Below are 15,799 nucleotides of genomic sequence, written 5' to 3'. Positions count from 1 at the left end.
GATTTTCTCCTTAATCCCGAATGCCGGACGCCGATAGCGCCACAACTTTGCGCGCATGAGCAATAATCGGCCCATCTATCATCTTGCCGTTTAGCGATACCACGCCCAGACCACGCGCTTCCGCCTCTTCCGCCGCCGCGATAACATCCCGCGCATGCTCGACGTCTTTAAGCGTTGGGGCATAAACCTGATGCAGCAGCTCAATCTGACGTGGGTTGATCAGCGATTTGCCGTTAAAACCGAGGTTTTTCGCCATGCTGGCTTCCGCAAGGAAACCTTCTTCATTATTAATATCCGACCACACCACATCATAGGCCGCGATACCGGTGACGCGGGCGGCATGCAGCACCGCGCAGCGAGCGTAAAACAGCTCGCTGCCATCGCCCCGGCAGGTGCCCATATCCATCACGTAGTCGAAGGCCGCCAGCGCAATTGCCGCCAGACGCGGACTGGAACGGGCGATCTCGACCGCATTCACCACCCCCAACGCCGACTCAATCGCCGCCATTAACCGGGTACTGCCGACTTCCCGGCCACACTCACGTTCAATGCGCTCGACGTGCGCTTCCAGTTCATGGATATCTTCTTTACTGTCGGTCTTCGGCAAACGAACCATATCCACGCCCGCGCGCACGACGGCCTCAAGGTCAGCGAGGCCAAACGGTGTGTTGAGCGGATTAATACGCACCACGGTTTCCACGTCCTGATACAACGGATGCTGCAACGCATGGTGTACCAGCAGGCGAGCGGTATCTTTTTCACGTAGCGACACCGCATCTTCGAGGTCAAACATCACCGCATCTGCGCCGTAAACAAAAGAGGTGCTTAACATTGCGGCGTTGGCGCCCGGGATAAACAGCATACTGCGACGAGGTTTCATAACTGGCTCCATTGCAGTTGAGATTGTTGCGCAGCACGCAGCGCCGCGGCCTGGACGCGCGCCTTCAGTACACATTCGAGCGCGCCTTTATCATCGACGATCACATTTGCCCGGGTGACGCCAAGCTTCGCCAGCGTCTCTCTGACCACCTGTTCGATCGCGGCACCAAACTGCTGCTTCACCACGCTGTCTATTTCAAGCTGAATACCTGGCGCATCGGCAGGCCCGATCCTGACCATGACATCGCTGGACTCCAGCGTGCCGGCCAGGGCATCAATCATTATTTCCATAGAGGCAGATCCTTAGTTATGGAGGTAAAATCAGGCGGTTTGCTGCTCGCTTTCCGCCAGATGCTTCAGAAAAGAGAGTGTTCCCGGCGGAACCAGTGAGGCGATCGTTGACCACTTGCGTTGCTGATAGAGCGTGCGCACGCGGGAAGCGGAAATCGGTCCGCCATCCTTCTCAACCCGCTGCAGTTCGACGACCTTAATGGCAGGCGTATCACCGGGCGCTTCCAGCAGTTGCCGCATGCGCAAGTTGTAATTACGGGTCAGGGGACACAGTGGCTCGCTGCCGACAAAGCGGTGGGTGATCTGTAGCGCCGGAGCTAAATGTTGGCGAAAGAGTTGTAGATCGATCTGGCTGTGGCAATCGTCAACCGCGCCGTTGTCTTTGAGGAAATAACCAGGGAAAGTGGCTCTCGAAATCAAATAAGCCGATCCCGGATGCAAAGTTACGTTGGCGATCCCGGCGATCCCCTGCTCAATGAGCGCGAAACGATCCTGATAGCTGAAAAGTGAAGCGTCCTCCTTCACCACAAACAGATGCAGCCAGTCGCACTGATGAGCGGCCTGCTCAACCAGCCAGCGGTGTCCTAAGGTGAAGGGATTGGCATTCATCACAATAGCGCCAATTTTTTCCCCAGGCTGGCGATACATCATAAGCTGACGGCAATAACGGGCCAGACGCTCACAGCTATTTTCCATTAAAACGGCCTGCTCACCTGCCTGGGCTATCGGCCAGAATCCAGCGCAGGAAAATAGCGCGGCATTGGAGGGTTTGGTGAACAAAAACAGTTCGCTGCGCCCCAGTTCATACGCCTGAGTCATCAGTTCGGTCAACAGCTTCAGGCTCACCCCTTCTCCCTGCAGTGACGGTTCGACGGCAATACACTTCAGAACACATCCGGCAATCGCGCCACACCCGACAATGCGACGTTGATACTCCGCAACAATCACAATTTCGCAATCGGCTTCTAACGAGAGCTGATGTTGATGAAGAAAGAGATCGATGCTCTCTCGCCGCTGCGGATCTTTTTGTACCGCGACACGTTTTAATATCAGATTCATTTTTTAGCGCTTCATTGACCAAAAACGGACTGTATTTCGCCACTGTTCCCAGAGTGGTTCTTTTATTTAAGTCACACTTTTTTTCGTACCTTAATTGGCTTTATGGCTTTTATGTTGTTAATTAATTCAGAAGAATAAAAACAATTAAATTAATAAAAAACACCGCTAATCAGTGAAGATAATCACATATCCACCGGGGACGGATTTATTATTATGCCACCGTCCTATTATTACTTTTCTAACGGCATTATTCCTTATTATAACAGGGTGACGTCTTATGACTAACATGAGCCAGGTTCCGGAGACGGAGAAAAAGAGCGTTAACGATATACTGGGATTTAAAATCTTCGGTATGCCACTTCCGCTTTACGCGTTAGCATTAATTACTTTACTTCTTTCACATTTTTATAACGCATTACCGACCGACGTTGTCGGTGGCTTCGCGGTGATGTTTATTATTGGCGCCATTTTCGGTGAAATTGGTAAACGCTTACCCATATTTAATAAATATATTGGCGGTGCGCCGGTGATGATCTTTCTGGTTGCCGCATATTTTGTGTATGCCGGAATTTTCACACAAAAAGAAATTGATGCCATCACCAATGTGATGAAAAAAACGAATTTCCTGAACTTATTCATCGCAGTGTTGATAACCGGCGCAATCCTGTCGGTTAACCGCAAACTGCTACTTAAATCCCTGCTGGGTTATATTCCGACCATCTTAATGGGGATCCTCGGCGCATCAATATTCGGTATGCTTATTGGTCTGTGCTTCGGCATTCCTGTGGATCGTATCATGATGCTGTACGTGCTGCCGATCATGGGCGGCGGCAACGGCGCAGGCGCGGTTCCACTGTCTGAAATTTATCACTCTATTACCGGTCGTTCCCGTGAAGAGTACTACTCAACGGCAATTGCCATTCTGACTATCGCCAATATCTTTGCCATCGTGTTTGCCGCGCTGCTCAATATTATTGGCAAAAAATATCCGGCAATGAGCGGTGAAGGCGAACTGGTGCGCAAAGCCTCATTCAAAGTGGAAGATGACGAAAAAGCCGGTGAAATCACCCATCGTGAAACGGCTGTCGGCCTGGTGCTCTCCACGACCTGCTTCCTGCTGGCTTACGTTCTCGCCAAAAAAATTCTGCCGAGTATTGGCGGCGTGTCCATCCACTATTTCGCCTGGATGGTACTGATTGTCGCCGCGCTGAACGCCTCCGGCCTCTGCTCGCCGGAAATCAAAGCCGGCGCTAAACGTCTGTCTGACTTCTTCTCTAAACAGCTGCTATGGGTGCTGATGGTTGGCGTGGGCGTATGCTACACCGACCTGCAAGAAATTATTGACGCCATTACTTTCGCCAACGTCATCATTGCCGCGGTGATTGTCGTCGGTGCCGTCGTTGGGGCCGCTGTCGGCGGCTGGCTGATTGGCTTCTTCCCGATTGAATCAGCAATTACCGCCGGTTTGTGTATGGCTAACCGCGGCGGTTCCGGCGACCTGGAAGTTCTCTCTGCCTGCAACCGTATGAATCTTATCTCTTATGCCCAAATATCCTCCCGTTTGGGCGGCGGTATTGTACTGGTCATCGCCAGCATCGTGTTCGGCATGATGATGTAACCAATACGCACGATGGCGCTATCTGGGCATAAATCACGGTGGTGCAAATCAGGGCCCTGAGCCAGGGGCGGCTCCGGGAAATCCACCCTGCTCCTTAGCCAGAAGCACCAACGGATTCATCTTCAGACACGCCATCGTGCCCTTATTTTTGGACTATTTCATGAGTAATGCAGTTCTGCTGGGTGAAGGTTTCACCCTGATGTTTCTTGGTATGGGTTTTGTGCTGACGTTTCTGTTGCTGCTGATTTTCGCCATCCAGGGCATGTCCATCGCCGTGAACCGTTTCTTTCCCGAACCGGTTCACGCCCAGGGAACGGCCCCGACATCTGCCGCGCCAGACACTGACGACTTCACCCGCCTCAAGCCGGTGATTGTCGCCGCTATTCACCACCATCGTCGCCTTAACCCCTAATTCACAGAGGAATCCATGACCGTTGCCATTACCGATGTCGTCCTGCGCGACGCCCACCAGTCCCTTTTCGCCACCCGCCTGCGTCTTGACGATATGCTGCCTATCGCTGCTCAGCTTGATGATGTGGGCTACGGCTCACTCGAATGCTGGGGCGGCGCCACCTATGACGCCTGTATCCGCTTTCTGGGCGAAGACCCCTGGGTCCGCCTGCGAGAGCTAAAAAAGGCCATGCCGAAAACACCGCTGCAGATGCTGCTGCGCGGGCAAAATCTGCTCGGCTACCGCCACTATGCTGATGACGTGGTGGAGCGTTTTGTCGAACGTGCCGTCAAAAACGGCATGGATGTGTTCCGCGTATTCGACGCCATGAATGATCCGCGCAATATGAAAACGGCGCTGCAGGCGGTGCACAACCACGGCGCGCATGCTCAGGGAACGCTCTCCTATACCACCAGCCCGGTGCACACGCTGCAAACCTGGCTGGATCTGACTGAACAGCTGCTGGAAGCCGGGGTTGACTCCATCGCCATCAAGGATATGTCCGGTATCCTGACGCCGTCCGCCGCCTTTGAACTGGTGAGTGAAATCAAAAAACGCCACGATGTGCGCCTGCATTTACACTGCCACGCCACCACCGGAATAGCGGAAATGACCCTGCTGAAGGCCATTGAAGCCGGTGTTGACGGCGTGGATACGGCGATCTCCTCCATGAGCGCCACCTACGGTCATCCGGCCACTGAAGCCCTGGTCGCCACCCTTGCCGGAACGCAGTATGACACCGGACTGGATATCAACAAGCTGGAAAGCATTGCGGCATACTTCCGCGAAGTGCGCAAAAAATATCACGCCTTTGAAGGCCAGTTGAAAGGCTATGACAGCCGTATTCTGGTCGCTCAGGTGCCGGGCGGGATGCTCACCAATCTGGAAAGCCAGCTAAAGCAACAAAATGCCGCCGACCGGCTGGACGACGTGCTGGCGGAAATCCCCCGCGTGCGCGAGGATCTCGGTTTTATTCCGCTGGTCACCCCCACCTCACAGATTGTCGGTACCCAGGCGGTGCTCAACGTATTGACCGGGGAGCGCTATAAAACCATCGCCAAAGAGACTGCGGGGATTCTGAAAGGGGAATACGGCCACACCCCGGTACCGGTTAACGCCGCATTACAGGCAAGGGTACTGGATGGCGCAGAGGCTATCACCTGTCGCCCGGCGGATCTGCTCAAACCGGAGCTGGTACAGCTGGAAATGGATGTGAAGCAACAGGCGCAAAAGCAGGGCATCGTGCTGGCGGAGAATGCTATCGACGACGTGCTCATCGTGGCCCTGTTTCCGCAGATCGGCCTGAAGTTCCTTGAGAACCGTAACAATCCGTCGGCCTTTGAGCCGGAACCGCAGGCGGAAACCGCGCAGCCTGCCGCGAAAGCCGACAAGCCCGCAGCGTCCGGTATCTATACCGTAGAAGTAGAGGGGAAAGCCTTTGTGGTGAAGGTCAGCGACGGCGGCGACATCAGCCAGCTCAGTCCCCCTTCTGCGCCGGTACCGACAACCAACGCGCCAGCGCCGACAGGAACCGGCGCACCGGTCACGGCACCGCTGGCGGGCAATATCTGGAAAGTCATCGCCAACGAAGGCCAGACGGTCGCGGAAGGTGACGTACTGCTGATTCTGGAAGCCATGAAAATGGAAACCGAAATCCGCGCGCCGCAGGCCGGGATCGTTCGCGGTATTACGGTGAAAGCCGGCGATGCGGTCTCCGTGGGCGACACCCTGATGATGCTGGCGTAAGGAACAGGAACCATGGAAAGTCTGAACGCCCTGATTCAGGGCATGGGGCTGATGCACCTCGGCTTCGGGCAGGCCATCATGCTGCTGGTGAGTCTGCTGCTGCTGTGGCTGGCCATCGCGAAAAAGTTCGAGCCGTTACTGCTGCTGCCGATTGGCTTCGGCGGCCTGTTGTCCAACATCCCGGAGGCCGGGCTGGCGCTAACCGCCCTGGAAAACCTGCTGGCGCACCACGATGCCGGACAGCTAGCAGTGATTGCCGCAAAGCTCAACTGCATACCGGATGTCCACGCCATTAAGGAGGCATTCGCACTGGCCATACCATCAGTGCAACAACAAACAGAAGCGTTGGCGACCGATATGGGCTACACGCCGGGCGTGCTGGCGCTGTTTTATCAGGTGGCGATAGGCTCTGGCGTCGCCCCGCTGGTCATTTTTATGGGCGTGGGGGCGATGACCGATTTCGGTCCGCTGCTGGCCAATCCGCGCACCCTACTGCTGGGGGCGGCGGCGCAGTTCGGTATCTTTGCCACCGTACTCGGCGCACTGACGCTGAATTATCTTGGCTTTATCAACTTCACGCTGCCGCAGGCGGCGGCGATAGGCATTATCGGCGGCGCGGATGGCCCGACCGCAATTTATCTCGCCAGCAAGCTGGCGCCGGAGTTGCTCGGGGCTATCGCGGTAGCAGCGTATTCGTATATGGCGCTGGTGCCGCTGATCCAACCGCCAATTATGAAGGCGCTGACCACGACAAAGGAACGGAAAATCCGCATGATGCAATTGCGCACAGTAAGCAAGCGGGAAAAGATCCTCTTCCCGGTGGTGCTGTTACTGCTGGTGGCGCTGCTGTTACCGGACGCCGCCCCGCTGCTGGGGATGTTCTGCTTCGGCAATCTGATGCGCGAAAGCGGCGTGGTGGAACGTCTGAGCGATACGGTGCAGAACGCACTGATTAATATCGTCACTATTTTTCTCGGATTATCCGTTGGCGCCAAGCTGGTGGCGGACAAGTTCCTGCAACCGCAGACGCTGGGTATTCTGGTTCTGGGGGTGATGGCCTTCTGCGTCGGAACCGCGGCTGGGGTCTTGATGGCGAAATTACTCAATAAGTTCAGCAAGCATCCGATAAATCCACTGATAGGCTCGGCCGGCGTCTCCGCAGTACCAATGGCGGCGAGAGTATCGAACAAGGTGGGGCTGGAAGCGGATGCGCAGAATTTTCTGCTGATGCACGCAATGGGGCCGAATGTGGCCGGAGTGATTGGCTCGGCTATTGCCGCTGGCGTGATGCTCAAGTACGTGATGGCAATGTAGTTCGGTACGTATCCAGGCGGCGGTGCTGCGCACCTGTCCGGGGTGCGGCTCCGTGCGTTCGGATGATCCGGGTCTGACGCCGGTGCCGCATCCCGGGGATACGAAAATATCGTATTGCAAGCTAAATATCTTCCGAAATCAGCAAAACTGTGGGCCGATTCGGCGTTGTCAGCCACTAAAAAGGAGAACATGACCATTTGATGTCCATTCGCCCAATGATTAGCCGAAAAATCACGCACTGGTTTGCCCGCCGTTCATTCCAGAACCGCATCTTTCTGTTGATCCTGTTTACCTCAACCATCGTGATGCTGGCCATGTCATGGTATCTCACCAGTATTACAAAAGAGCGCCTGCATTATCAGGTCGGACAGCGCGCGCTGATTCAGGCAATGCAAATATCCGCCATGCCTGAGCTGGTTGAAGCGGTGGAAAAGCACGATCTGGCGCGAATTAAAAAACTTATCGACCCAATGCGCTCCTTTTCTGATGCCACCTATATCACCGTCGGCGATGTAAACGGCCTGCGTCTCTATCACGTTAATCCTGATGAAATCGGCAGATATATGAAAGGCGGCGACAACGACGAAGCGCTGTCTAACGCCAAAAGCTATGTTTCGGTACGTAAAGGCTCGCTGGGTTCTTCATTACGCGGTAAGTCGCCGATCCAGGACAGCACCGGAAAAGTGATTGGCATCGTCTCTGTGGGATACACCATTGAACAGCTGGAAAACTGGTTGAGTCTGCAGATCGGTTCATTGATGATCCCCATGGCGATCATGCTTCTCCTGCTGCTTTATTGCGCCCGACGCTTCTCCCTGCATATAAAAAAACAGATGCTGAATATGGAGCCGCAACAGCTTTCACAACTGCTTATCCAGCAGAGCGTGCTGTTTGAATCAGTATTTGAAGGGCTGATTGCAATCGACTCACATTACAACATTACCGCCATCAATCAAACCGCACGACGGCTATTAAACCTGAGCCAGGCGGAAACAAGTCTGATAGGTAAATGCATCAGCAGCGTGATTTCCCAGGAAAACTTTTTCTATGATGCGCCGCAAACAAATAAGAAAGACGAAATCGTTACTTTTAATCAAATTAAAGTCATCGCCAGCCGGATGGCCGTGACCCTCAATAATGAACCTCAGGGTTGGGTGATTAGCTTTCGCAGCAAAGATGATATTAATACCCTGAGTCTACAGCTTAGTCAGGTCCAGCAATATGCGGATAACCTGCGCGCCGTGCAGCATGAACATCGCAACCTGATATCCACCATTGCCGGTTTGCTGTTTTTGAAACGCTACGATAACGCGCTGGATCTGATTCAACAACAGTCGGAGAGACACCAGAAAGTCCTCGATTTTATTGCGCGTAATTTTAAAGTTAATCATCTTGCCGGGCTGCTGATTGGCAAATACTACCGTGCTAAGGAACTTGGCTTAGAACTGGTGTTCGACCCCGGCTGCTATGTCGATACGTTACCCCCATCACTTTCGCACAATGAGTGGATCTCGATTGTCGGGAATCTGCTGGACAATGCTTACAATGCCACGTTACGTCAGCCGGAAGGTTCAAGACAGATTGAGTGCCTGATCAACAGTGAAGGCAGTGAAGTCATCATCGAAATCGCCGATCAAGGGTGCGGTATTGACGAGGCGCTGCGCGATCGCATTTTTGAGCGCGGCGTCACCAGCAGCGACAGCAGCGATCACGGCATCGGATTATGGCTGGTGCGTAGCTACGTTGCGCAGGCTGGCGGCCATATCGTCATTGATGACAATATCCCCTTTGGCACAATTTTTTCCCTCTATATCCCCCTGACCCGAGATGAACATCATGGATAGCATAACAACCCTCATCGTTGAAGACGAACCTATGCTGGCGGAAATTCTGGTGGATACCATCAAACAATTCCCTCAGTTCGAAGTCATTGGTATCGCGGATAAACTTGAAAGCGCAAAAAAACAGCTCCGTCTCTATCAACCGCAGTTGATCCTGCTGGATAATTTCTTACCCGATGGCAAAGGCCTCGATTTAATCCGCCACGCCGTCTCGATTAATTATAAAGGGCGTATCATTTTCATCACCGCCGATAACCACATGGATACCATCAGCGAAGCATTGCGGATGGGGGTTTTTGATTATCTGATTAAGCCGGTTCACTATCAGCGCTTGCAGCATACGCTTGAGCGTTTTGCCCGTTACCGCAGTTCCCTGCGTTCCAGCGAACAGGCCAGCCAGACCCACGTTGACGCTCTTTTCAATATTCAGGCCAAAGAACATACCGAAGCCGCCGGTTCCCCGCTACGCGGCATTGACGAAAGCACTTTCAACCGAGTTCTGCAGCTGTTTGCTGACCCGGAGACAGTCCACACCGCCGACTCACTGGCCCGTATTCTCGGCAGCAGTAAAACCACCGCCCGCCGTTACCTGGAACAAGGGGTTAAAAACGATTTTCTTGAGGCTGAAATCAGCTACGGTAAAGTCGGCAGACCGGAACGGATATATCATGGTAAACATTCTGACCCCACTTAAACATCAGGCGAGCCCCTGTTTATTGGGCTATGGCAGTGAGTTAAGTACACGCCTGAGGTTTTATGCCGTCTCGTTTATCTGCGTGGAATTCATTTTTGGCCGGTTTTGGCGAAAGTTTGATGTTGCTGATTCGCATCTCGACCTGAGCTCAGATTCATTTGCTCTGGAAGTACAAATGAATCTGAGCTTACTTCCCCCCTCTGGTCCTGTTCGTGCAGATTATCGAACGGAGCAACGTTCCTGCCGTTGCGCGCCAAACACGCCCGACGGCCTTCAGCAATTAGCCGCAGCGCCTCACGCCTGGGCAGGAATCGGCCTTTGACCTCCCTTTTTCGTCACCAGCGCGAATGCTGTTCAACATGGTTAAGCGTTTTGTCCGACAACTTGAAATATGACGGGTATCTATTTTTTCAATGACCATTCAAATCATCCCCCAGTTCATTAATATTCTCCACCACCATACCCCAAATGTAATTTGAAGAAGAAAGGTAAGAAACGTTAATATTCCGCCGATAATCCACCATGATTTGATATCATTGTAGCCAGCGCCAAAAATAACCGGCCCTGCAGCACCGCCATAGTGGGTTACCATACCGCCATAAGAGTTGCTGAAGAGTAAGGCGAGTGCTGTTAGCATCACCGGTGCGCCTGACACATTCGCCAGCATAGCAAATACTGGAATCATCGCTACAACATAAGCACTTCCCGATGCAAAGAAATAACGCACCAAAATACTTAATGCAGTAATAACAATAAAGGCTAAATTACCGTGACCGTTAAATGATATATTGTTTTTTAATAAATCAGCCAGCCATAAGAAAAAACCGACCCTGGATAGCAGTGAACTTAAGCCAATGATGCCACCGTACCATATGAGCGTATTCCATCCTCCCTTATTTTTAATCACGTCATCCCAGGTAACGATTCTCAACACCAGCATCAACGCCATGACACAGATTGCAACGGTTGACGCGTTGATCCCCAGTGGCTTACTAAATACCCAGCCAGCCAGGGCGAGAACAAAAATACAAGACAGCATCTTTTCGCGTAACGTCATTGGCCCCAACAATTCGATACCTGTTTTAGCGATCTTTTTATTATCTACGATCTTCAGTTCAGGTGGATAAAGCTTGTAGGTAATCAGTGGCGTTAATAGTAACATGATGACGCCAGGTAATCCCGCAGCCAGCGCCCATCCTCCCCAGCTCAATTTTATGTGGCAAATATCCTCGATCATTTTCAGCGCAAGTATATTTCCGGCCATGGCGGTGAAAAACATATAACTGGTTGTTTTAGTAACCATATAGACATTCAACATGAGATAATGGCCAACTCGCTTTGCGCTCTGCTCAGGCTCTGATCCAAGAGCGACGGCGACACTATTGATAATGGGTAATACTATACCGCCAGCACGAGCAGTATTCGAAGGCGTGGCTGGAGCCAGAATCAGGTCAAGAAAAGCAGTAACATAGCCAAGCCCCAAAGTCGTACTGCCAATCTTGCCAATAAGAATATAAGCAATTCTTTTACCTAATCCGGTAATGACAAATGCCGCACTTAGTGTAAATGCGGAAAAAACTAACCAGGTTGTACCGGATGAATATCCACTTAATACGCTAACGGCTTTTACAGTTCCGTCCCCTAAATTACCGACAATCGCCATTGATGCAGCAACAGCTATCAGTAACACGACAGGTTCAGAAAAAGGTTTAATAACTAAACCGACAATGGCTGCCAGATATATACCGGATAATATCCAGGCAAGTTGTGATAACCCTGCGGGTGCCGGAAATAAACTTATGAGCAACGGTATTGCTATTATAACAAGTAATTTCCATAACGTATTCTTTTGCATTTTTATTCCTTACCTGCACTCAGGATTAAAGGATGCTTGTGGAACGCATTCACATCCCCCGCAGCACACAGCATATTTCCGTCGTTTGGCAAGGTGTCGATTTGCAGTTGGTTAACCGAAACCTGAACAGACAGATAATCGATATCTGCTTTATCGCTAAGAGATTGACTGATAATAGTGACTTTACTGCTTTGTGGACTCCTTTCACCAATGCCATTCATCTCCAGCGCATAACCCGATCCCATTATGGCTAACAAGAACTCATCTCGTTGTTGAAGATCCTTAGGTAAATCATCGTCCAAAAGAAAGGCATCTGTGGATGTCTCTCCGCACATTAATACACAGGGAATGCGCTTCATAGCATGTTCCTCACACCATAAGAAATAGAAGAATTGAATAAAACAGCCTTGTGAATTTAATTAGTTTTATGCTCTTTAAGTTTTTATTTCCTTAATCAACGCCACATGTAAATCATCTCAGGCATTTTACAAATTCATTCTACTTGCAAGAAATTTATTGGTTGATAAAATTTTGCCATAGGAGTTATTCCTGCTGAGCATTAATTAAAAAAACTTTGCCGATTAATCACCATTTTTCATCGGGTTAGAGAAAATTTATTACCCCTTATGGAGAAAAAATGAAAAATGAACTATCTGGAATGAAAGCCTTTGTCACAATTGCAGAGCTAGGCTCATTTAGTAAAGCTGCCGAGTCACTCAATCTCACGCAACCAGCATTAACCAAAAAGATAAAAAAAATAGAGAGTAATCTGAATATTGCGCTATTCGAACGAACGACGCGAAAAATTGCGCTGACTCAGGCCGGAAAAGCTCTTCTCCCAAAGGCAAAGTCTTTGATTTCCAACCTTGATGCGGCAATATTTAACCTCAGCAATTTAACATCTCAATTACATGATACCGTCACGCTATCCTGCATTCCTACTGCCGTGTTTTACTTTTTACCGCGTGCTATCATTCAATTCAATCAACGCTATCCCAACATCAAAGTACGAATTTATGAGCAAGGTGTAGAAACATGTCTGAACTCAGTACGAAAAGGCAATGTTGATTTTGGAATAAATATGAACTTCGTCACATACCCTGACGTCGATTTTATCCCGCTGCTGAATGAGCCTTTTGTTCTGGTCTGTCGACAAAATCATCCCCTGGCAACCAGGAAACTGGTCGAATGGCAGGAACTCGTCAACCAGACCTTAATCGGTGTAAGAAGATCAAGTGTCAATAGACAGCTAATAGAAAAATGCCTGGCGGATAAACCCTGGAGGCTGGATTGGTTTTATGAAGTGAGACATTTGTCAACCTCGCTCGGTCTTGTCGAGGCTGGCCTGGGCGTATCGGCGCTACCGTGCCTGGCGATGTCTCATAACGCGAATAACAAGGTCGTGAGCATTCCCCTTGTCGAACCGGTTATCAGACGCACGCTTGGTATGATCCGCGCAAAAAACCGTCCGCTGTCCGAAGCATCGGAACGATTCGCGTCACTATTACTTCTTATGTGGACAAATGAAGCGGGCACGCTATGGCGCAATGTCGTCGACTCAAATCAGAATACCTGAGTTCCCGAAAAGCCGCTTCATCGCCATATTAAGGCGCCAGCGCAATCACCTCTGCCGCCCAGCGCTGGAACCCGGCGACATCCAGCCCCAATGCTACCCGCGCATTTGCTGGCTGCCCCAGCTTACCTTCAATATCGACAACCGTCATGCCGGATGTCCATGTTCCCTGAGTTTCCACCGCCACAAAGCACGGTTTGAGGGTAAAGAGCTGCGGGCGAACCAGCCAGGCAATCGCGCACAAATCATGCATACGCAAGCCGCTGCGCATGCTGCCGCTACGATAGTGGCTAAACAACGCATGAAGCATTTTCCCGGTCTGATTAAGCGCGGGCAGCGTCGCGAGATAATCCGGAGCCAGCACCGCCTGATTGGTTACATCCAGCCCACACATGACGATTTCCAGCCCGCTGTTAAAGACTTTCGCCGCCGCTTCCGGGTCGATAGCGATATTAAATTCCGCACTCGGCGTAAAGTTACCACGCCCGGCGGAACCGCCCATAATGACCAGGCGGCGGATATTAAAACGGCATTCGGGATACTGAGTCAGCAGTAGCGCGATATTGGTTAACGGACCAATCGCCACCAGCGTTATCGGCTCCGATGCATGCATCAGCGTATCGCGCATGGCCTGAAACGCCGGTTTGGCCAGCGGCTGGCGATTATGCTCAACGAAAGCATAGCCTTCCATCCCGGACTCGCCGTGAACGGAAGCAGCATCGCGCAGCGGGCGAACCAGCGGCATTGATGCCCCCTGGGCCAGCGGGATATCAGCGTTCCAGAAATGCAGCAATTGCAGGGCGTTGCGGGTCGTTTTCTCCACGGAGACATTCCCCGCCACGGTGGTCATCAGTTGTAGATCCAGCTCTGGGGCAAACAGCGCCGCGGCAATCGCCGCCGCATCGTCAATGCCGGGATCGGTATCCAGAATGATCGGTAAGCGCATCGTTTCTCCATAAAAAAATGCCAGACATTCAGTCTGGCATCTTCTCATACTATGGCGAAAAAGAATCTATTCGACTTCACGGACATCGACCCGCAGCTCTTTCGGCACTTCGAAAACAATGTTCTCTTCGCGGCCTTCCAGCGGCACGGCTTCGCCGCCGCCCAGTTCCTGCAAACGCGAAATGACGTTCTGCACCAGAATATCCGGCGCCGATGCGCCCGCGGTTACGCCCACGCATTGCGCCTCTTTCACCCACGCCTCCTGAATATCGGCCGCATCATCAATCAGATACGCCGCTTTACCCATTCTCTGAGCCAGCTCGGCCAGACGGTTGGAGTTAGAGGAGTTTTTCGACCCTACGACCAGCACCACGTCGGCCTGTTCAGCCAGCGCGCGGACCGCTTCCTGACGGTTAGTGGTCGCATAACAGATATCATCTTTACGCGGTCCGACGATTTTCGGGAAGCGTTCGCGCAGGGCGTCAATCACGTCAGAAGTATCATCAACGGAGAGCGTTGTCTGGGTCATAAACGACAGCTTCGCGTCGTTTTTCACATCCAGCGTCCAGACATCATCCGGTGATTCCACCAGATACATCCCCCCTTTCGGGTTACTGTACTGACCCATGGTGCCTTCGACCTCCGGGTGACCGGCGTGGCCAATCAGAATCGACTCTTCACCGCGGCGGCTGGCGCGGGCGACCTCCATATGCACTTTGGTCACCAGCGGGCAGGTGGCGTCAAAAACCGTCAGATCGCGGTTTTTCGCCTCATTGCGCACGGCCTGAGAGACGCCGTGGGCGGAAAAAATCAGGATTGCGCCGTCCGGTACTTCGCTAATCTGCTCGATAAAAACAGCGCCGCGTTGACGCAGACTATCCACCACATAGCGGTTGTGGACGACTTCATGACGCACATAGATCGGCGCACCGTAAAGCGTCAGCGCGTTTTCGACAATGCTGATAGCGCGGTCAACGCCTGCGCAAAATCCGCGCGGGTTAGCCAACAGAATCTGCATTTTACTCCTCCAGCGCCGGATCGATCTCCAGCACTTCAACATCAAAATGAACGGTACGCCCGGCCAGCGGATGGTTGAAATCCACGGTGATCGAATCACCGTTCACTTCACGGATCACTCCAGGCATTTCGCTGCCATCCATTGCGGTAAAGAGCATAATCGCGCCAGTCTCAGGTTCACCCGCGTCGATAAATTCCCGGCGGGAGAAATATTGAATCAAATCCGGGCTCGGTACGCCAAACGCCGCATCCGGCTCCAGCGAAAAGGTGGTTTTATCCCCCTCTTTCAGCCCCAGCAAGTGTTGCTCAAGACCTTCAGAAAGCGAAGTATCGCCCAGGCGGAAGAGCGCGGGTTTACCATTATTACGGGTTGACTCTGCGGTGGAGCCATCGTCGAGTTTTAAGGTGAAGTGCACCAGCACCGCACTGTTGCTCTGTACTGATTTAGACATGCAGGTTGCTCACTTGTTTTACCGCCTGTTTGCCCGGTAGCGCTAACGTTACCGGACAAACAAA

Annotated in this window: 15 protein-coding genes and 1 pseudogene; 8 read left to right on the top strand and 8 right to left on the bottom strand. The window is 52.0% G+C overall.

Going from position 1 to position 15,799, the window contains the following annotated elements:
• Window positions 1-10: 10 nt before the first annotated feature.
• Genes citE through citC form a run of 3 tightly spaced genes read right to left on the bottom strand, consistent with a single transcriptional unit; the run spans window position 11 to window position 2,229 of the window.
• Window positions 11-880, bottom strand: coding sequence for a citrate (pro-3S)-lyase subunit beta (citE, locus tag FE839_RS16670; protein ID WP_138361895.1), 870 nt, complete (start codon window positions 878-880; stop codon window positions 11-13).
• Window positions 877-1,170, bottom strand: a complete 294-nt coding sequence (gene citD, locus FE839_RS16665) for a citrate lyase acyl carrier protein (protein WP_138361894.1) — start codon at window positions 1,168-1,170, stop codon at window positions 877-879. Before citD ends, citE begins: the two co-directional genes overlap by 4 nt.
• Window positions 1,171-1,200: 30 nt before the next feature.
• Complete coding sequence (gene citC / locus FE839_RS16660; protein ID WP_138361893.1) at window positions 1,201-2,229, bottom strand: [citrate (pro-3S)-lyase] ligase; 1,029 nt, start codon at window positions 2,227-2,229, stop codon at window positions 1,201-1,203.
• Between the two features lie 277 nt (window positions 2,230-2,506).
• Between citC and citS the strand changes: the two genes are divergently transcribed.
• The 7 genes from citS (at window position 2,507) to FE839_RS16625 (ending at window position 10,215) form a co-directional block, all read left to right on the top strand.
• A complete protein-coding gene (gene citS / locus FE839_RS16655) occupies window positions 2,507-3,847 on the top strand; it encodes a citrate/sodium symporter CitS (RefSeq protein ID WP_138361892.1) in 1,341 nt (446 codons plus the stop codon).
• A gap of 160 nt (window positions 3,848-4,007) precedes the next feature.
• Complete coding sequence (locus tag FE839_RS16650) at window positions 4,008-4,259, top strand: oxaloacetate decarboxylase subunit gamma (protein WP_138361891.1); 252 nt, start codon at window positions 4,008-4,010, stop codon at window positions 4,257-4,259.
• Window positions 4,260-4,274: 15 nt separating this feature from the next.
• Window positions 4,275-6,044: a sodium-extruding oxaloacetate decarboxylase subunit alpha gene (gene oadA, locus FE839_RS16645; RefSeq protein ID WP_138361890.1), complete on the top strand. Its 1,770-nt coding sequence runs from the start codon at window positions 4,275-4,277 to the stop codon at window positions 6,042-6,044.
• Window positions 6,045-6,056: 12 nt separating this feature from the next.
• Window positions 6,057-7,358: an oxaloacetate decarboxylase subunit beta gene (locus FE839_RS16640; protein WP_138361889.1), complete on the top strand. Its 1,302-nt coding sequence runs from the start codon at window positions 6,057-6,059 to the stop codon at window positions 7,356-7,358.
• 215 nt (window positions 7,359-7,573) lie between these two features.
• Entirely contained in the window at window positions 7,574-9,202 is a 1,629-nt protein-coding gene (citA, locus tag FE839_RS16635) for a citrate sensor histidine kinase CitA (RefSeq protein ID WP_138362054.1), read from the top strand.
• On the top strand, window positions 9,195-9,893 hold the full coding sequence (gene citB, locus FE839_RS16630) for a citrate response regulator transcription factor CitB (protein WP_138361888.1): 699 nt from the start codon (window positions 9,195-9,197) through the stop codon (window positions 9,891-9,893). The genes citA and citB overlap by 8 nt, the downstream gene beginning before the upstream one ends.
• On the top strand, window positions 9,868-10,215 hold the full coding sequence (locus FE839_RS16625) for a hypothetical protein (RefSeq protein ID WP_138361887.1): 348 nt from the start codon (window positions 9,868-9,870) through the stop codon (window positions 10,213-10,215). Before citB ends, FE839_RS16625 begins: the two co-directional genes overlap by 26 nt.
• A gap of 99 nt (window positions 10,216-10,314) precedes the next feature.
• On the opposite strand, the gene FE839_RS16620 is transcribed toward FE839_RS16625, so the two are convergent.
• A complete protein-coding gene (locus FE839_RS16620; protein ID WP_138361886.1) occupies window positions 10,315-11,748 on the bottom strand; it encodes an anion permease in 1,434 nt (477 codons plus the stop codon).
• A 56-nt stretch (window positions 11,749-11,804) separates the two neighbouring features.
• Window positions 11,805-12,107, bottom strand: a pseudogene (locus FE839_RS16615) (PrpF domain-containing protein); the annotation flags it as partial.
• A 278-nt stretch (window positions 12,108-12,385) separates the two neighbouring features.
• Between FE839_RS16615 and FE839_RS16610 the strand changes: the two are divergent.
• Complete coding sequence (locus FE839_RS16610) at window positions 12,386-13,324, top strand: LysR family transcriptional regulator (protein ID WP_138361884.1); 939 nt, start codon at window positions 12,386-12,388, stop codon at window positions 13,322-13,324.
• 28 nt (window positions 13,325-13,352) lie between these two features.
• Here FE839_RS16610 and rihC read toward each other — a convergent pair whose 3' ends face one another.
• From rihC to fkpB, 3 genes are all read right to left on the bottom strand, one after another.
• Window positions 13,353-14,267 (bottom strand): ribonucleoside hydrolase RihC, encoded by a 915-nt coding sequence (gene rihC / locus FE839_RS16605; protein WP_138361883.1) that lies wholly within the window; start codon window positions 14,265-14,267, stop codon window positions 13,353-13,355.
• Between the two features lie 66 nt (window positions 14,268-14,333).
• Window positions 14,334-15,284: a 4-hydroxy-3-methylbut-2-enyl diphosphate reductase gene (gene ispH / locus FE839_RS16600; RefSeq protein WP_138361882.1), complete on the bottom strand. Its 951-nt coding sequence runs from the start codon at window positions 15,282-15,284 to the stop codon at window positions 14,334-14,336.
• 1 nt (window position 15,285) lies between these two features.
• Window positions 15,286-15,735 carry an FKBP-type peptidyl-prolyl cis-trans isomerase gene (gene fkpB / locus FE839_RS16595; RefSeq protein WP_138361881.1) on the bottom strand — a complete coding sequence of 150 codons (450 nt, stop codon included), beginning with the start codon at window positions 15,733-15,735 and terminating at the stop codon, window positions 15,286-15,288.
• Between the last annotated feature and the right edge of the window lie 64 nt (window positions 15,736-15,799).

Origin of the sequence: Klebsiella indica (assembly GCF_005860775.1) — a bacterium.
Classification (GTDB): domain Bacteria; phylum Pseudomonadota; class Gammaproteobacteria; order Enterobacterales; family Enterobacteriaceae; genus Klebsiella; species Klebsiella indica.
The sequence above is the reverse complement of the archived record's forward strand: the minus strand, read 5'-3'. Positions and strand labels throughout refer to the sequence as shown.

Excerpts from the sequence above, each read along its gene's own strand:
- citE (WP_138361895.1), bottom strand. The coding sequence starts at position 880 with ATGAAACCTCGTCGCAGTATGCTGTTTATCCCGGGCGCCAACGCCGCA.
- citD (WP_138361894.1), bottom strand. The coding sequence starts at position 1,170 with ATGGAAATAATGATTGATGCCCTGGCCGGCACGCTGGAGTCCAGCGAT.
- citC (WP_138361893.1), bottom strand. The coding sequence starts at position 2,229 with ATGAATCTGATATTAAAACGTGTCGCGGTACAAAAAGATCCGCAGCGG.
- citS (WP_138361892.1), top strand. The coding sequence starts at position 2,507 with ATGACTAACATGAGCCAGGTTCCGGAGACGGAGAAAAAGAGCGTTAAC.
- FE839_RS16650 (WP_138361891.1), top strand. The coding sequence starts at position 4,008 with ATGAGTAATGCAGTTCTGCTGGGTGAAGGTTTCACCCTGATGTTTCTT.
- oadA (WP_138361890.1), top strand. The coding sequence starts at position 4,275 with ATGACCGTTGCCATTACCGATGTCGTCCTGCGCGACGCCCACCAGTCC.
- FE839_RS16640 (WP_138361889.1), top strand. The coding sequence starts at position 6,057 with ATGGAAAGTCTGAACGCCCTGATTCAGGGCATGGGGCTGATGCACCTC.
- citA (WP_138362054.1), top strand. The coding sequence starts at position 7,574 with ATGATTAGCCGAAAAATCACGCACTGGTTTGCCCGCCGTTCATTCCAG.
- citB (WP_138361888.1), top strand. The coding sequence starts at position 9,195 with ATGGATAGCATAACAACCCTCATCGTTGAAGACGAACCTATGCTGGCG.
- FE839_RS16625 (WP_138361887.1), top strand. The coding sequence starts at position 9,868 with ATGGTAAACATTCTGACCCCACTTAAACATCAGGCGAGCCCCTGTTTA.
- FE839_RS16620 (WP_138361886.1), bottom strand. The coding sequence starts at position 11,748 with ATGCAAAAGAATACGTTATGGAAATTACTTGTTATAATAGCAATACCG.
- FE839_RS16610 (WP_138361884.1), top strand. The coding sequence starts at position 12,386 with ATGAAAAATGAACTATCTGGAATGAAAGCCTTTGTCACAATTGCAGAG.
- rihC (WP_138361883.1), bottom strand. The coding sequence starts at position 14,267 with ATGCGCTTACCGATCATTCTGGATACCGATCCCGGCATTGACGATGCG.
- ispH (WP_138361882.1), bottom strand. The coding sequence starts at position 15,284 with ATGCAGATTCTGTTGGCTAACCCGCGCGGATTTTGCGCAGGCGTTGAC.
- fkpB (WP_138361881.1), bottom strand. The coding sequence starts at position 15,735 with ATGTCTAAATCAGTACAGAGCAACAGTGCGGTGCTGGTGCACTTCACC.